Here is a 15,287-nt window from a genome sequence, read left to right as displayed (position 1 = left end):
GCGAGGGGTCGCCCGTTTTCATGTGCGCGGCAATGGTGCGGGTCAGGCTTTTGAAAGTGTGGGAATCGTGAGCGCGACAAAGCGGCGTGCTTCGCTGTCGGCCACCAGCACATCCTCGAGCGAGCGGATCGCGCTGATGCCGATGGCGTCGAGGGCTTCTGACGCGAGTTGGGCAATGCGCAGGAACGGAAGGCGATGGTCCAGGAACGCTTCGACAGCGGCTTCGCTGGCAGCATTGACGATCGCTCCGGCTGTCCCGCCGAGCTCGATGATGCGAGGCGCGAGCGCCAGGGCTGGATACCGTGCAAGGTCTGGCGCTTCGAAGGTCAGTGAGCCGAGGGTTTCGAGTGAGAGTCGCGGCGCCGAGCCGACGAGCCTGCGAGGAGCGGTCAGGGCTTGTTGAATTGGCGTGCGCATGTCGGGCGATCCGAGCTGCGCGATGGTCGAGCCATCGATAAGTTCCGTCATCGCGTGGATGATTGATTGTGGATGCACAACAACGCCCAGGCGTGAGGGTTCGAGGCCGAAGAGCCAGTGCGCTTCGACAATCTCGAAGGCCTTGTTCATCATGGTGGCGCAGTCGATCGTGATCTTGCGACCCATGTTCCAGGTTGGGTGCGCCAAGGCGTCTTCTGGAGTCGCGTTGGCCATGCGTTCGAGAGGCCAGGTGCGGAATGGCCCACCCGAAGCCGTCAGGACCGCCCGAGCAACCGTTGCGGGCACCGAGAATGGCGGACTTTGCCCGGGCGACACACACTCGAGACACTGCCAGAGAGCTGCGTGCTCGCTATCGACAGGAAGTATGCGGACCGAGCGCTCGAGCGCACGTGGCACCACGAGCGCCCCGGCCACAACAAGCGATTCCTTGTTGGCCAGAGCCACATCGCGCCCGAGTTCGATGGCGGTGAGTGTCGATCGCACGCCGGCTGCGCCCGTGATGGCCTGCACGACCATGTCGCAGTCAATGCTGCGCACGAGTTCATCGGCGGCGTTTTCCCCGACGAACGACGCATCGCCTGGTTCGCCTCGGAAGAGGGCTGTGTGCCTGACACTCCAGATTCGCGCCTGCTCAGCGAGCATGTCGCGCTTCGACGCGCTGGCGAGGCCGACGATTTCAAAACGCGGGCTGTCGGGTCCCGCCACAGCATTGAGATGTGCGACGGTGTCAAGTGTCTGCACGCCGACTGAACCCGTCGAGCCGAGCACGATGAGGCGGGTTGGCGCGCTCGAACTTGTGTGCATAACGCGTGTCATTACTCTTCGCCGAGTCGGGCCTTCTCGCTGGGGGCGAGCTTGCGTCGTGCGGCCGAATAGAGCGAGCGGCGGGGCTTGGGTTCGGAAGCAGCGGGTTCGGGTGCGGGAGATGCGGTGCCAGTCGCTTTCGGCGTCCCCGAGTCGCGGGACCGCGGCGGACGCTTCTTGCGGGTCGATATGTTGGGCGGAGCGTGATTGTCGCTCGCGCTCGCGTGGGGAGCCGTCTCTGGAGCTGACGCAGGAGCATCTGCAGCAGGCGCGTCGGCACCGGCACGCGAGCCGCCACGACGACGTCGGCGTTTTTTCTTGCGAGGCTGATCGAATTCATGCTCGCTCTCGTGCTCGCCGGCTTCGGGCGTTGAAGGATCACTCACTGGCGCGGTTTCGGCGGGTTGCTCGGCGGGCGACACCAGCGATGATGCTCCAGACTTACGGCGTCGACGTCGACGCTTCTTGCGCGTCAGGCCGGTTGATCCATCCGAGCTCGCCGCATGCGATTCATCCGGATCGCCTGTCTGTTCAGGGCCAGTGTCCGCATCCTGGGATTCGGGCTTGCTCTCCGCAGAGTGTTGTGTTTCTGGTGTACGACTGTTGTCTCCCTCACCATCGCCGCGCCTGCGCCGACGCCTGCGACGTTTCTTCTTGCGAGCCTCCGGCGAGCCCGTTTCAATCGGCTCGTGATCGTCATCGTCGTCGAGATCGGCCACCGGCAGGCTCAGGTCATGCTGGCGCTCCTCGATTGAAGCCTGAACTTCGGCGAAGGCTTCAGCGGTCTGTTCGGCAATCTCCTCGGCTTCGGCGCGAAGGTCCACAGCCCAGCCGCTCTCGTCGTCGCGCGAACCTTCGACCGCCCAGTCCGTGAGTTCGGGTTTCTTGCTCTTCTTTGGGAGTTTTTCGAGATCGACGTCGGCCCCGCCTGCGTCGTAGGCGTAGAACGTCACGCGATCCGAGCCGATGGCGTCGCTGATGCGTACTTCGACATGCTTGCCGCTGAGGTGCTCGATGCGTGTCAGTGCTGCCCGCCGGGTGCTGAGCAGGGCGGCGGCGACGCGCGGGTTGACGACCATCTCGACCTTGGCGACCTTATCGTGATCGAGCAAGGCTGCCAGATCCTGCAAGGCATCGGCTGCGACGCTGTCGGGCTTTTGCACGACGCCTCTGCCTCGGCACGAAGGACACCCGGAGAAATGCACCGACTCATGGCTGCCTCGCATCCGCTGCCGTGTCATTTCGAGAATGCCGAAGGCCGAGATCGGGAGGATCGTTGTTCGCGCGCGATCCTTCTTGAGTCGTTCCTTGAATCGGTTCTCGATATCCTTGCGGTGCTGCGGGCTGCGCATGTCGATCAGATCGTTGATGACGAGTCCGCCCAGGTCACGCAGCCGCAGTTGACGGCAGATCACATCGACCGCTTCGAGATTGACCTGATACGCATTGGTTTCGGCATCGCGGGCCGATCGCATCTTGCCGCTGTTGACGTCGATGGCGACGAGGGCTTCGGTTTCATCGATGACCAGACGACCGCCCGACGGGAGCGGCACATCGCGCGAGTGGATCTGTCGAATCTGTTCGGTGACGCCGAAGGAGTGGTACAGCGGCGTCTGCCCTTTGTAGTGGCGCAGTTTGGCCTGCGAACGTGGGGCGACGATCTTCATGAACCGGGCTGCACGCCGGAGCGCCATCTCATGATCGATGATGACTTCGTCGATGTCCTGGCTCAGCAGATCGCGCAGGCTGCGCACCAGAAGATCGCTCTCAGAATAGAGCAGTTTGGCCCCCTTGCCAGATGCCCGGCGGTGCTCCATGTCCTTCCACAGGCGCAGCAGGTACGCCAGGTCGCGTTTGAGTTCGACCTTGGTGCGGTTAAACCCAGCGGTGCGCAGAATGAACCCGAACCCTTCGGGCAGGTCCAGTGTGTCGAGGATCTGTCGCATTTCGGCGCGCTGTTCTTCATCCTCGACCTTGCGGCTCACGCCCACGCGGTCCATCTGCGGCATCATCACAAGGAATCGCCCGGGAATCGACAGGTAACTGGTCAGCGTCGGGCCTTTGGTCCCGATGCCTTCCTTGAGCACTTGAACGATGATCTCCTGCCCGCGTTTGAGCGCCTGCTGCATCGGTGGGCGGCTGCGACGCGGAGTCTTCTTGCCCACGCGCTCGGTCGTGTCTTCGTCCTCGCCCGGAAAGTACTGCGGGTGAAGATCAGACACATGCAGGAACCCGGCGTCCTCGACTCCGAAGTCGATAAACGCGGCCTGAATTCCCGCTTCAACGTTGGTCACCTTGCCGAGGTAAATGTTCCCGACGCGGCTGACGGCGTTGGTCGGCTCGGCGTGGTATTCCTCGAGTTGTCCGTTTTCGACGATCGCGACCCGGCACTCTTCGCCCGGAACGTAGTTGATCAACATTTTGCCATGTGGCATGAAAGGGGGTCCATCCCGTCCTTGGGGCGGTTGATGCGTCGATTCGGGGTTGGCCAGCAGCGACGGCCGGTTGCAATGCGCTGGGGCAAGTTTGGGCCCGATGCGCTCTTGTCGGCGTCTGCGAATCATCGCATTGCCGAGCCGTCCGTCGCGTGATGTCGATCACGCCAGAAGCGCGATCCCCGAATCGAGCATGGCGGCACCATTGAGGCACTGCCACGCCCGATGTGATTTCTTCTCCCGATGCGGCCAGCCCACGCGACGCGCGACCCTGGCTCACTCTTCTCCGGCACGCCCTTCGAACGCCTCGGGAACTATTTTTCTGACTCTCGTTCGCAGGAACGCTGCGGATTCGAGTTCCGAATCGAACGTGATCGCTTTTTTGGCAATCCGCTCGCACTGAGCCATCGACACGCTTCGGATCAGTCGTTTGACGACCGGGATACTCGACGCGTTCACAGAGAGCGTACGCACGCCGAGGCCCAACAACAAAGGGACATACTCCAGATCGGACGCCGCCTCGCCGCAACATGAAACGGGAAGGTTCTTGCGCCGGGCCGACTTGACAACCATGCGAATCAGCCTCAGAACCGCCGGATGGGCGGGCTGATACATTGACGCGACCCGTTCATTTGTTCGGTCCACCGCCAGAGCGTACTGCACCAGGTCGTTGGTGCCGATGGAGAAAAAGTCCACTTCCCGCGCAAAAACATCGGCCAGAAGCACCGCCGAAGGGACTTCCACCATGATCCCGACCCGTACATTCCGGTCATACGGCAGCCCAAGATCGTCCAGATCCTCCATCGCATCCCGAATCAGGTAGCGTGTCTGCCGAAACTCATGGATCGATGTCACGAGCGGGAGCATGATTTTGAGGGGCCCGTGAGCTGAGGCTCGCAGCAAAGCACGCAACTGGGTCCTGAACATGGGCAGGTGGGCCAGGCAATAACGGATCGAGCGCAGGCCCAGGAACGGATTGCGTTCGGGTGTCTCTGCCCTGAGCTGGGTGTACTTGTCGGCTCCGAGGTCGAGCGTGCGGATGGTCAGCGGGCGACCCGCAAGGCGGTCGATGCAGGTCTTGTAGGCCTCAAACTGCTCATCCTCGCTTGGTTCGTGATCGCCTGTGAGGTAGAGAAATTCGGTGCGATAGAGCCCGATGCCAGCCCCACCGCGCTCGACCACGGTTGAGGCTTCTTCGGGGAACTCGATGTTGCCGAGCAGTTCGATTTCCACGCCGTCGGAGGTGGTAGCCGACTTTGGTGCGAGTTCTTCGAGCGAGCGATCAAACTCGCGCGACTGTTTGATATATCCCTGATACTGCTCGATGGTTTCGTCATCCGGCTCGATGATGACCCGCCCGCGCGCGCCGTCGATAATCAGCGGCATGCCGTCCGAGACGAGAGAACGCAGATTGGCACATCCGACCACCGCCGGGAGGCCCAGAGCACGCGCGACAATCGCGGTGTGGCTTGTCTGGCCACCCAGTTCCGTCACCATGCCGATGATGCGTGAGCGGTCGAAGGCAACTGTCTGACTCGGAGTCAGTTCGCTGGCGACGATGATGGTGTTGTCGTCAGGAAGTTCCTCGGACGTGGTCAGGCGTTTGCCAATCAGGCACCCGATCAGGCGGTGAGAGATGTCGTGAAGGTCGTTGATCTTGGTTCGAAAGGCCGAGTCGTCTTTCTCAGCAAATCGCTTCATCCACGCGCGGAAAGTCTGGGCCGCAGCGTATTCGGGCGAGACCCGCTCGTCTTGAATCATGGCCCGTATTGGTCCGAGAAGTGCAGGGTCCTCGAGCATGCCGCGGTGGAAAAGAAAAATCTTTGCCGAATCCTGCCCCATGTCCACCAAGGCCTCATTGTGGACCTGATCGAGTTCGGCAATGGCATCCAGTCGAGCCCGCTCGAAGCGGTCGAGCTCGGCCTGAACCCGCTCCGGACGGACCGATCGCTTCGGAATGCGAGGCAATTGCACGTCGTCAATGACAAATGCCCGCCCGATGGCGATGCCGCTGGAGACCTTGATGCCTTTGAGAATCTTCATGAATGGCGTATTCCGGCGACATGGTAGCGAGACGCAGGATTCAACGCGATCAGACTCGGTGCTTGACAACGGGCGATAGATGTGCTCAAATGCAGTCGCCGGGAATCAAGGCAGGAGAGGAGAAGACCTCCCCCCCGGCTGGCGGTGCTGAGGCACGACGTGGTTCTGTCTTCCCGCCCGAGGCTTGTGAAACTGAGTTATGTCAACGAAGACCCTCACCGGGATCCTCGAATGGCCTTCTCGCGCTGAAGGGCGCGTACGCCAACTCGCCGAGGACTTAACACTTATGGAAAAGGCCGACGACCCGTTCGTCCCAATCTCCTTCGGAGATGAGTTGCCGCTGCGCAACGGGCTGGAGGTCACGGTCGAGGTCGTCGATCGCAAACCCCGACGCCGTCGCCGAGGACGCCCCAATGGTCAGGTGCGCACCGCTCGCCCGGTCGTTGAAACATTTCTTCAGATCGAAGGGATGGATCCAGAACGTTTCAAGACTTCCAAGCCTTTCGAGACGCTGACTTCGGTCGATCCGCAGCCTCGGCTGACGCTCGAGTACCCCGGCTGCCCACCAGCGTGCCGCCTCATCGACCTGTTCTGCCCCATCGGGCGAGGCCAGCGGGCGATGATCGTCAGCCCGCCCAAGGCCGGCAAAACGACCCTTCTCAAAGACCTGGCGACATCTGTTCTCATGAACCACAAGGATGTCGATGTCTTCATGCTTCTGATCGATGAAAGACCTGAAGAAGTCACAGACTTCAAGCGGGCCTTCACTCGTCCCAACCGTGATGGCGTCTGGGATCACCCATGGGAGCCTCACCGCGTCACCGTCATCGCGTCGAGCAACGATCACGACGTCGAACGGCATATACAGATCTCGCTCCTGACGATCGAACGCTGCAAGCGCATGGTCGAGTGTGGACGTCATGTCGTTGTGTTCCTCGATTCGCTGACTCGACTCGGGCGGGCGTTCAATCGAAGCCGCAAGCACTCTTCCAGCGGCCGGACGATGACCGGCGGAATCGACTCCAAAGCCCTCGAAGTTCCCAAGCAGATCTTCGGCGCCGCTCGCAACACTGAAGAAGCCGGAAGCCTGACGATCATCGCCAGTTGCCTTGTCGACACCGGCAGCCAGGGCGATCAGGTCATCTTCGAGGAGTTCAAGGGCACCGGAAACATGGAGTTGATCCTCGATCGCCGCGTGGCTGAGAAGAGACTTTTCCCAGCTATCGACCTGGCAGCGAGCGGCACGCGCAAGGAAGATCTGCTGCTCGACGAGAAGACACTCAAGACGATCACCGCCCTGCGCCGGCGCATGCTCAGCATGCCTCCGCCGCAGCAGATTGAACAATTGCTCGCCGCGCTCCAGCGTTTCGAGACCAATGCCCAGCTCGTGGGCGCGACGTCCGATTCGGCTCGCTGAGCACCCTGGCTTCTACTCGAGCGCGCCCGCTGCCCACGCAATCCCGCGGGACACAAGATCCAGCACGGGCTCGGTGCCTAGATCGTCGGTCGTGTGCCCGATCGAGCAGTACGCGACGCGACCCGCGCCATGATGGCGAGTCCAGATCACCGGCATGCGCACCCCTCGAGTCCAGGGGGCATGATCGCCCGAGAACGTCGTGGTCGCCAGAACGCTGTTGCCCGGATCGATATGCATGTAGTACTGCTCGCTGCGGACATTGAACCTGCTGGGCATGTCTTTGGTGATCGGGTGTTCCACGCCAGTGAGTTCCACGATGTAGTCGATGATGTTGCCCGGGTGGGCGACGAACTGTCCGCCGACCATGAACTGGTACTCGGTGTTCGCGCGAAACGCATCGCCCATTCCGCCGTGCCAGCCGGCAAGGCCGCAACCCGCACGGATGTGCCGTTCGAGGGCGACGGTCTGCTCATGGCCCAACTCGCCCATCGTCCAGCACGGCACAATGACATCAATGCCTTCAAGCATGCGGTCGTTGATCTGATCGAGCGCGTGCACCTGGCGCGACTCGAGGCGCAGATCCTTCAGCCGATTGATGACCAGATCCGAGCATGGCTGAGGCTGGTGTCCGTCCCAGCCGCCGATGAGAAACAACGCCGTCTTCATGTGTGTTCAGTCCTGTTTGTGTGCTTGGCCTAGTTCAGCGAGACTTGTATCCGCTCGGGTGGCGTTTGAACCATTGCCACGCCGAGTCCACAATCGCGTCAAGTTCCGTGATCGACGCTTTCCACCCCAGGTCCGACGCAATAAGCCTCGGATCGTTGTACAACGACGCAGGATCGCCCGCGCGGCGTTCACCTGCCCGCACATCGAGCCGCCTGCCCGTGACGCGCTCGACCGATGCGATGACTTCGCGCACCGAGTGCCCGCGCCCGATGCCGACGTTGTAGGCACGCACATCGCCGGGCTCGAGCGCCTCCATGACACGCACATGGGCGTCGATCAGATCCTCGACATGCACATAATCACGCACACATGTGCCGTCGGGCGTGGGATAGTCGGTGCCGAAGATCGTCAGGTGCTCTCGCTGCCCGAGCGCGCCCTGAATCGCGACCGGGATCAAATGCGATTCCGGGTCATGATCTTCACCCAGAACCCCCGTGCGGTCGGCCCCCGCGACATTGAAGTAGCGCAGCATGGCCACCGCAATCGGCGTACCCGAGCGCGCACGGCCCGCAGACCAGTCACGCAGCACATGCTCGAACATGAGTTTGGTCTGGCCATACGGACTCACCGGATACTGAACACAGGTTTCTGTGATGGGGATCGAATCGTCCGCAGGCTGCCCATACGTGGCGCAGCTCGAGCTGAACACGAACCGCGCGACCCCCGCACGATCGCATGCACTCAGCAGCCGCACCGCCGCGCTCACATTGTTTTCGTAATACCACAACGGCTGATCGACGCTCTCGCCGACGTAGGCCAGTGCGGCAAAGTGCATCACCGTGCTTACTTCATGCTCAGACAGCAGCGCTTCGACAGCCAGTTCATCGCCTACATCGAGCACCTCGAAGCGCAGGCGGGCACCTGCCTGGTGGCGCAGCGCGTCGATGGCCTCGGCGTGGCCGCGCACGAGGTTGTCGATCACGACGACACGATGCCCCTCGGCGAGCAGACGCTGCACCGCGTGTGAACCGATGTATCCCGCGCCGCCCGTCACCATCACATTCATGCCAAACGCCTCCATCGCCCCCGCATGGTTGTAGGATAGGGAACGAGGAGGGTCGTGCATGGAGCGCATCCGCATAGGGATCATCGGTACTGGGGGCTTTGCCAACTGGCATGCCGAGCGTTACACCGCCATCGCAGGCGTCAATCTTGAAGCCTGCATGGACCTCGATGCGGCGCGGGCCGACGCCTTTGCAGCCAAACACGGCTTTGCGCGTGCGGTCGACAGCGTCGAAGAGGTGCTCGCCGCATGCGACGCCGTGTCGATCACCACACCCGAGGCCTCGCACGCCGATCTCGTGCTCCGGGCTCTGGCTGCGGGCAGGCATGTCCTCTGCGAGAAGCCCCTGACCGTGACGCTCGACGAAGCACGCACGGTGGCCGCAGCGGCGCGCCGGACCGGAGTTGTCCACATGACCAACTTCTCCAAGCGCAACGCGGCAGCGGTCGTCAAAGCCATCGAACTCGCCGAGTCGGGCGCTTTGGGCGACATCCGCTACGCCCATGCGAGTTACTTCCAGTCCTGGGTGGCTACGCCCTGCTGGGGGCACTGGACCGAGCCGCAGTGGCTCTGGAGGCTTGCCAAGCCCGCCAGCGGCGAAGGTGGCGCGCTTACCGACATCGGCAGCCACATGCTCGATCTGCTTTCGGCTCTGACCGGGCCGCTTTCGAGCCTGCGCTGCTCACTGGCCTCGATGCCCAAAATGCTCGATGGCGCTCCCGTGACGGAGTTCAAGGGGCGTCATCTTGACGCCAACGACACCGCCATCATCGAGGTCCGCTTTACGAATCCCGCTGGCGCGCCCGGCGTGGGCGTGGTGCAACTGACGCGCTGGGCCACCGCGGTCGAGAATCAGGAGCGCCTCGAAGTCTTCGGCACGCGGGGCGCTCTGCGGCTCGATCTGGCGGCCAACCCGCTGGTCCTGCATGTCAGCCTCGGCGAGGACGCTCAGGCCTCGCGCTGGACCACGCTGGAACTGCCCGAAACGCCTGACACCTGTCGCCGCTTCATTGACGCCATTCGCGCCCATCATCCAGCCGCGTGCGATCTGGTACGCGGCGCGGTTGTCCAGTCGTACCTTGATGCTTGCGAACGTGCCGCGCACAGTGGAACCTGGGAATCGCCCGCCGAAATCTGAACCCCCTCAAATAAGGCATCTCAAAGCCGGGAAAATTCTCGACTTGTGTTCAACAACACGAAAAAACTATTTATATACCCATTTAAGTGCTGTTGAGCTAGAATAAGTATTGTCAGACAGCAATAATCTGCCCTGATGTGTCGCTTGCTCCGCCATCGCGACCTGTCTACCGCCGTAGCGATCCTCGCTCTTGGGGTCTATCTGGTTGCTGCCTTCGGCATCATGCCATCGCCCGCATCCGTTGCCCGCTGGGTAGGTTCAACATTGACTCAGCCGTACCCGTGCCAGGACCACGCCTGTGGCTGTGCATCAGCCAAAGCATGTTGGACACAGTGCACATGTTTCACGACCGAGCAGCGACTTGCGTGGGCACGCCGCATGGGAGTTCACCCCCCGCCGAGATTTGATCACACCGCTGATGTCTGGCAGGTCGCGGACTCTACTGCCTCAGCGCAGGCATCATGCTGCCCTCTGTCCAATTCGCCGCCTGTTTTGCAGAACTGTTCTACCACTCCCCCAGTAACGGTGCCGGCGGTTTCGCCGCTCTCATGTAAGGGGGTATCGATCATGGTGGCACTTGTGCCCCCACCCGTCCTGCCGGGCTTGGGTCTGAGCCACATCCTTCCTGAACCGTCGCTGCTCGATCCGCTGCCAATCGAAGCACTGGCTCTGGAGAGCCGAACCCTCGAAATCCCCGCTCCTCCCCCGCGCGCCTGATGGCCCGCAACCCGCGCGGTTGCCGCCTTAGTCAGTGTGTGCTCAACCGTCATGTATCGGCTGCGCAATGCAGTTCGGGGAGGTTCTGCCATGACTCGTCTCACTTGGTTCACACGAAAAGCATTCACGCTTATCGAACTTCTGGTGGTCATTGCCATCATTGCTCTGGTCATCGCGATCCTGCTGCCCGCGCTCGCTAGCGCACGCAGCACCGCCCAGGCAGCTGTCTGCATGACGCAGATGCGATCGCTCGGTCAGTTCACTGCTCTGTATGCCGATGCCAACCGCGAACGCATGCCACGAAGCCAGCACTCTGCATTCGCACACCGTGTTGCGCCCTGGGGCTATGCCTACTTCGAGTTCATCACCGGAGACTCCTATTCCAGCACAACTTCGCGCGAGGCATGGCTCGAAGTTTTCAACTCGCACTACCGCTGCCCTCTTGATCGCCGGCTCGACAGGTGGAGTTATGGCTACAACGTCTATTACGAACTGACGCAGGCTGAAACTCTCAGCCGGACGTGGAATAGACGTTGCACCGTGCCCTTCCCATCGAGCACAGTTCTCTTCGGCGAACTCGCCATTGGAGGCGCCGATCATGCCATGGCGCACTTCTGGACCCAGTTCGGCACACCGCCCGAAATCGACGCACAGCGGCACGGCCGTGCAACTGGTGTTGTGTTTCTCGACGGACACGCCGCCAGTCTTCCGTTTGAATCCGTCTTCGATCGTGTTACAGGAATCAACTGTTTCAACCCTGAAAGGGCCCAACTGGGCCATCAGTAGTCACGAAAGGATCAGAAATGAACAAGTTTCATGTTGTTCTCGCCTCCTCGTTCACCCTCGCTTCCGCAGCATCCGCCGTCAATCCTCAGATGGGAGGCATGATGAAGCACCTCGGCGTCGAAATGCACGGAGGATCTATGCTCCACATCCATGTCGATCACTCGGTTCCTACGCCGCTCCTCCAGAACTACGGCCATGCCTACGACGCACCTGCTGATGTACTCAACGACACCATGTACAACGCGCAGTACGGCTGGATGATCGAAGGATTCTGGACCCTTCCTCCGAACGCCACCATCTGGATCGAGCAACTCGACGCAACGCCCGGGCTCCAGGTCTATATCGGTGGGACCATGATGAATCAGGGCACCTTTGCCCCCATCTTTGGCACTGCAGGCTCAAGCCCGCGCATCGCGTGGAACGGCACCATGCTCCACAACTGGTACGCGGTCACGACACCCGGCGTATATGAAGCCACCTACCGTGTCTATCTCGGCGACGCCAATGGCCTCCCGCTCCCGGGCTACTTCGCTGATGAAGTGACCATCGAGTGGTTCGCCCAAGGTCCATGCCAGGCCGACCTCAACTCCGACGGAATTCTCGACTTCTTCGATGTTCAGGCCTTCCTCGGAGCTTTCAGCGCCGGCGACCTTTCCGTCGACTTCGTGGATGACGGCGTCCTCGACTTTTTCGACGTTCAGGCATTCCTTGCAGCCTTCAGTGCCGGCTGTCCATAACGCTGTATAGCTAGTGTGACCTGTTGTCCCATCAAGCGACAAGCCCGCGCCATCCGGCGCGGGCTTGTTTGCTTTGGGTTGCTCTGGCTCACCCGACTCTCATTGCACCATCGGGCTGGTGCCCTGCACCGGGCGGTCTTCGAGGGCCATCGGGTCGCTGGGGCGCGTCTCCACGCTCTGGCCCGGCACGGGGTTGAACCTCGAGCCGTACATCGGGATGCGGCGGTTGATCGTCGGATTGCCCAGCCAGGCCCGCATCACCGGCTGGAGCACGAGCACGATAACGATCAGCACGATGTTGGCGATGACCATCGCCGGCGTGCCCGTGAAACCGAGGTGCACCATGATGCTCGTCACGACCACGATGGCCAGTGCGATGGGGATCAGCGTCTGCCAGCCGAGCATCATGACCTGGTCGTAGCGCAGCCTCGGGAGTGTCCAGCGGATGACCATCTGGAAGCAGATCAGCAGCACGACCTTGCCGAAGAACACGACGAACTTGACTCCCACCGCCAGCAGGCTCGTGGCCTCGGGGCTGGTCAGGCTCACGAACGGCAGGTGATAGCCGCCCAGGAACAGCAGGGCGAAGAGCGCGCTGCCCGTGATCATGTGGCTGTACTCGGCCAGGAAGAACAGCGCGAAGCGCATCGAGGAATACTCGGTGTGATACCCGCCCACCAGTTCCTGCTCGGCCTCGGCGTTGTCGAACGGCGCGCGGTTGGCCTCGGCCAGGATGCACATGAAGAAGATCACGCACGCCAGCGGCTGGGCGATGATGAGCCACCCGTTGTCAACCTGATACCCGATGATGGCTTCGGGCATCACCGCCCCGGTCAGCAGCAGCACGGCCAGCAGCGCCAGGCCCATCGGGATCTCGTAACTGATCATCTGGGCGGTGGCGCGCAGCCCACCGATGAACGAATACTTGCTGTTGCTGGCCCAGCCACCCAGCGTCACGCCATACACCCCGACCGACGCGACCGCGAGAATATAGATCACGCCCACGTGCACATGGGCGCCGACAACGTGCACCGTCTCGCCGCCGATCGTCCCCACCAGCGGCAAATCCCACGGCCCGCCCATGGCCCACATGCCCCCCCACGGGATCACCATGAACCCGATCAGGGCCGGCACGATGATCATGATGGGCGCGAGCGAGAACAGCACGCGATCGACGCCCGCCGGGGCGTAGTCTTCCTTCAGCAGGAACTTGAGCCCGTCGGCCAGCGGCTGGCCCAGGCCCAACTTGCCCTTGAGGAACGCCAGCTGCGGGATCCCGAAGTCAAAGCCCACGCGGTTGGGCCCCAGCCGGTCCTGGATGTAGGCCGAGATCTTGCGTTCAAGGTAGATCAGGTAGGCCACCGTGAGCAGCATCACGTGCACCACGATGAGCATGACGTGGACGCTGACGAACAGCTGGCTGGTCACGGTCGCTTGAATGGAGGCAACAAGACTGTCCATGGGGGCTTAGTGTAGCGGCCCGGCCACGCCGCGTGGAGCCGCGCCCGCGCTGCGTGGATGGTTGGCCGCGCTGGCCGTTGAGGCTTCTTCGATCACGCCCCCGTCGCGCACCACGCGGTAGTGCATGGTCGCGCTGCGGGCTGTCACGAGGGCTTCGGTGATGCTTACGGTCCGCGCGTCGGGTCGGCTCATGAGCACGCTGGTGTGGTCGGCCTCGGGCCACCGGAACCTGTGGAAGGCGTCCTGCATCGCCGGGGTCGGGCCCGATGCTTCGAGCATCGCGGCAAACTGCGGGAGTCTCCTCTGCACCAGCGCGTCGCCCAGGCCCGAACTGGCCAGCGCCAGCGGCGGGCTGGCGACAGCGTCCATGGGGGCCTCGAGCGCAGCGCCGTCCCAGCGGGCGATCGCGGTCCGTGTGTGATTTGGCCCGACCTCGACGCCGAGCAAGCGAAACGGCAGCATGCGCGGCAGGTCCAGTCTGGCGAGCGTCTCGTACGCCTCGTCGATCCCTTCGGCCCCGATCAGGTCGGGGATGATCGTTCCGCGCGACAGCGCGAGCGACGGCTCGGGCGGCGGAGGCGGAGTCGCGGTCTTCATGTTCAGCAGGCACAAGATCAGGCCGGGTCGGGCTGCCACCCATGTCCCGCCCGCGGCTGTATCGAGAGGGCCGACGGCCAGGTCCCCCGGCCCGAAATGGCGCGGGAACTCGGCCTCGGGGCGCACTCTCTTCTCGTCGCGGTTGGTCACCAGCCGCACGCCGCCGGAAATCGGGATGATGGAGACGGTACACACGCCGGGCGGGTTTCCTGATCTCTAGCGGGCCGGGGAGGTTTGGGGGTTGGTGGTCTTGTACTCAGTCAGCGACAGGTGGGCCGACAAGCCGGGCGGCTGGGCTTGAAGGTCATGAGCCGGGGTCGCAAGAGCGGGGGTTTGGCCCTGATGGCCGCTCGACAGAACCTGATGGCAGAGCGTGCTGGGCGCCTTGCCGAAGCCGTCTTGCGCCTGCTGGCCGTGCTCGAGCGCGATGGCGTTCATCATCGCGCAGTGGTGGATCGCGTGGTGGCTGGCAAAGGCCAGTTCGCGCCCCAGCGTCGAGCCCAGTTCGGCGGTCGTGCCGTCGGCGGCCAGCATGATCTGCACGCGCACCGGCGCCTCGAGCGCCGCCGCGTCAAGCGCGACGATGGCCTCAAGCAGCCGCTCGGCCGCGTCGAGCGCCTCGGCCCGGTTCGTCTCGACTGGGACACCCCGAGCCCGCTGGTCGTACAGCACAGCCTCGCCGCGAGCGTGCCCGTCGAGCAGGGCGCGGAAGTGGTCGAGCGTGTGGCGGACGTGGGTGCCGATGCTGCCTCCCTTGATCGTGCTCGACGGGGCGATGTACACCGCGTCGGGCAGAATCTCGATGAAACCGCTGCATTGGGCCAGCACGGCGGCTGCCTGCTGGGCCACGCCGGGGGAAGTGGACATGGGGGTCAATCCTCCGAATCTGGGGGCCGCCGGCTCGAGATCGCGGCCCGGCAGAACATTGTACGGCATGGGGGCGGCATTCTTGCACGGGGGCGGATGCCCCTTTGTCCACGGTGGC

13 protein-coding genes are annotated in these 15,287 nt (G+C 62.7%); 5 read left to right on the top strand and 8 right to left on the bottom strand.

All coding sequences use genetic code 11. From position 1 onward, the window contains the following. Positions 1–42: 42 nt before the first annotated feature. The 3 genes from dxr to ptsP form a co-directional block, all read right to left on the bottom strand. Complete coding sequence (gene dxr / locus KF757_05400; GenBank protein ID MBX3322407.1) at positions 43–1,254, bottom strand: 1-deoxy-D-xylulose-5-phosphate reductoisomerase; 1,212 nt, start codon at positions 1,252–1,254, stop codon at positions 43–45. Beyond that, a complete protein-coding gene (locus KF757_05395) occupies positions 1,254–3,677 on the bottom strand; it encodes an Rne/Rng family ribonuclease (GenBank protein ID MBX3322406.1) in 2,424 nt (807 codons plus the stop codon). Before KF757_05395 ends, dxr begins: the two co-directional genes overlap by 1 nt. Before the next feature lie 276 nt (positions 3,678–3,953). Beyond that, positions 3,954–5,720 (bottom strand): phosphoenolpyruvate--protein phosphotransferase, encoded by a 1,767-nt coding sequence (gene ptsP / locus KF757_05390; GenBank protein ID MBX3322405.1) that lies wholly within the window; start codon positions 5,718–5,720, stop codon positions 3,954–3,956. A gap of 199 nt (positions 5,721–5,919) precedes the next feature. Between ptsP and rho the strand changes: the two genes are divergently transcribed. Then, a complete protein-coding gene (rho, locus tag KF757_05385; protein ID MBX3322404.1) occupies positions 5,920–7,137 on the top strand; it encodes a transcription termination factor Rho in 1,218 nt (405 codons plus the stop codon). Positions 7,138–7,149: 12 nt separating this feature from the next. Here rho and KF757_05380 read toward each other — a convergent pair whose 3' ends face one another. Next, a complete protein-coding gene (locus KF757_05380) occupies positions 7,150–7,803 on the bottom strand; it encodes a ThuA domain-containing protein (protein MBX3322403.1) in 654 nt (217 codons plus the stop codon). Between the two features lie 34 nt (positions 7,804–7,837). Further along, the gene (gene galE, locus KF757_05375) at positions 7,838–8,869 is read right to left on the bottom strand and encodes a UDP-glucose 4-epimerase GalE (GenBank protein ID MBX3322402.1); all 1,032 of its coding nucleotides are present in this window, start codon (positions 8,867–8,869) and stop codon (positions 7,838–7,840) included. Between the two features lie 58 nt (positions 8,870–8,927). Between galE and KF757_05370 the strand changes: the two genes are divergently transcribed. The 4 genes from KF757_05370 (at position 8,928) to KF757_05355 (ending at position 12,244) form a co-directional block, all read left to right on the top strand. Continuing rightward, positions 8,928–10,004, top strand: coding sequence for a Gfo/Idh/MocA family oxidoreductase (locus KF757_05370; GenBank protein MBX3322401.1), 1,077 nt, complete (start codon positions 8,928–8,930; stop codon positions 10,002–10,004). Between the two features lie 567 nt (positions 10,005–10,571). Further along, on the top strand, positions 10,572–10,721 hold the full coding sequence (locus tag KF757_05365; protein MBX3322400.1) for a hypothetical protein: 150 nt from the start codon (positions 10,572–10,574) through the stop codon (positions 10,719–10,721). A 90-nt stretch (positions 10,722–10,811) separates the two neighbouring features. Beyond that, positions 10,812–11,507: a prepilin-type N-terminal cleavage/methylation domain-containing protein gene (locus tag KF757_05360; protein ID MBX3322399.1), complete on the top strand. Its 696-nt coding sequence runs from the start codon at positions 10,812–10,814 to the stop codon at positions 11,505–11,507. Positions 11,508–11,524: 17 nt separating this feature from the next. Then, positions 11,525–12,244 carry a hypothetical protein gene (locus KF757_05355; protein MBX3322398.1) on the top strand — a complete coding sequence of 240 codons (720 nt, stop codon included), beginning with the start codon at positions 11,525–11,527 and terminating at the stop codon, positions 12,242–12,244. A gap of 99 nt (positions 12,245–12,343) precedes the next feature. On the opposite strand, the gene KF757_05350 is transcribed toward KF757_05355, so the two are convergent. The 3 genes from KF757_05350 to KF757_05340 are packed head-to-tail and all read right to left on the bottom strand — an operon-like array spanning position 12,344 to position 15,169. Continuing rightward, entirely contained in the window at positions 12,344–13,705 is a 1,362-nt protein-coding gene (locus tag KF757_05350) for an NADH-quinone oxidoreductase subunit H (protein MBX3322397.1), read from the bottom strand. A 6-nt stretch (positions 13,706–13,711) separates the two neighbouring features. Next, a complete protein-coding gene (locus tag KF757_05345) occupies positions 13,712–14,497 on the bottom strand; it encodes an NRDE family protein (GenBank protein ID MBX3322396.1) in 786 nt (261 codons plus the stop codon). Between the two features lie 21 nt (positions 14,498–14,518). Continuing rightward, the gene (locus KF757_05340) at positions 14,519–15,169 is read right to left on the bottom strand and encodes a DinB family protein (GenBank protein ID MBX3322395.1); all 651 of its coding nucleotides are present in this window, start codon (positions 15,167–15,169) and stop codon (positions 14,519–14,521) included. Between the last annotated feature and the right edge of the window lie 118 nt (positions 15,170–15,287).

Source organism: Phycisphaeraceae bacterium, assembly GCA_019636795.1.
Lineage (GTDB): Bacteria > Planctomycetota > Phycisphaerae > Phycisphaerales > UBA1924 > JAHBWW01.
Note: the sequence above shows the minus strand (reverse complement) of the source record. Positions and strands in the feature narration are given on the sequence as shown.

Coding starts and splice junctions, on each gene's coding strand:
- dxr (MBX3322407.1), bottom strand. CDS start 1,254: ATGACACGCGTTATGCACACAAGTTCGAGCGCGCCAACCCGCCTCATC.
- KF757_05395 (MBX3322406.1), bottom strand. CDS start 3,677: ATGCCACATGGCAAAATGTTGATCAACTACGTTCCGGGCGAAGAGTGC.
- ptsP (MBX3322405.1), bottom strand. CDS start 5,720: ATGAAGATTCTCAAAGGCATCAAGGTCTCCAGCGGCATCGCCATCGGG.
- rho (MBX3322404.1), top strand. CDS start 5,920: ATGTCAACGAAGACCCTCACCGGGATCCTCGAATGGCCTTCTCGCGCT.
- KF757_05380 (MBX3322403.1), bottom strand. CDS start 7,803: ATGAAGACGGCGTTGTTTCTCATCGGCGGCTGGGACGGACACCAGCCT.
- galE (MBX3322402.1), bottom strand. CDS start 8,869: ATGAATGTGATGGTGACGGGCGGCGCGGGATACATCGGTTCACACGCG.
- KF757_05370 (MBX3322401.1), top strand. CDS start 8,928: ATGGAGCGCATCCGCATAGGGATCATCGGTACTGGGGGCTTTGCCAAC.
- KF757_05365 (MBX3322400.1), top strand. CDS start 10,572: ATGGTGGCACTTGTGCCCCCACCCGTCCTGCCGGGCTTGGGTCTGAGC.
- KF757_05360 (MBX3322399.1), top strand. CDS start 10,812: ATGACTCGTCTCACTTGGTTCACACGAAAAGCATTCACGCTTATCGAA.
- KF757_05355 (MBX3322398.1), top strand. CDS start 11,525: ATGAACAAGTTTCATGTTGTTCTCGCCTCCTCGTTCACCCTCGCTTCC.
- KF757_05350 (MBX3322397.1), bottom strand. CDS start 13,705: ATGGACAGTCTTGTTGCCTCCATTCAAGCGACCGTGACCAGCCAGCTG.
- KF757_05340 (MBX3322395.1), bottom strand. CDS start 15,169: ATGTCCACTTCCCCCGGCGTGGCCCAGCAGGCAGCCGCCGTGCTGGCC.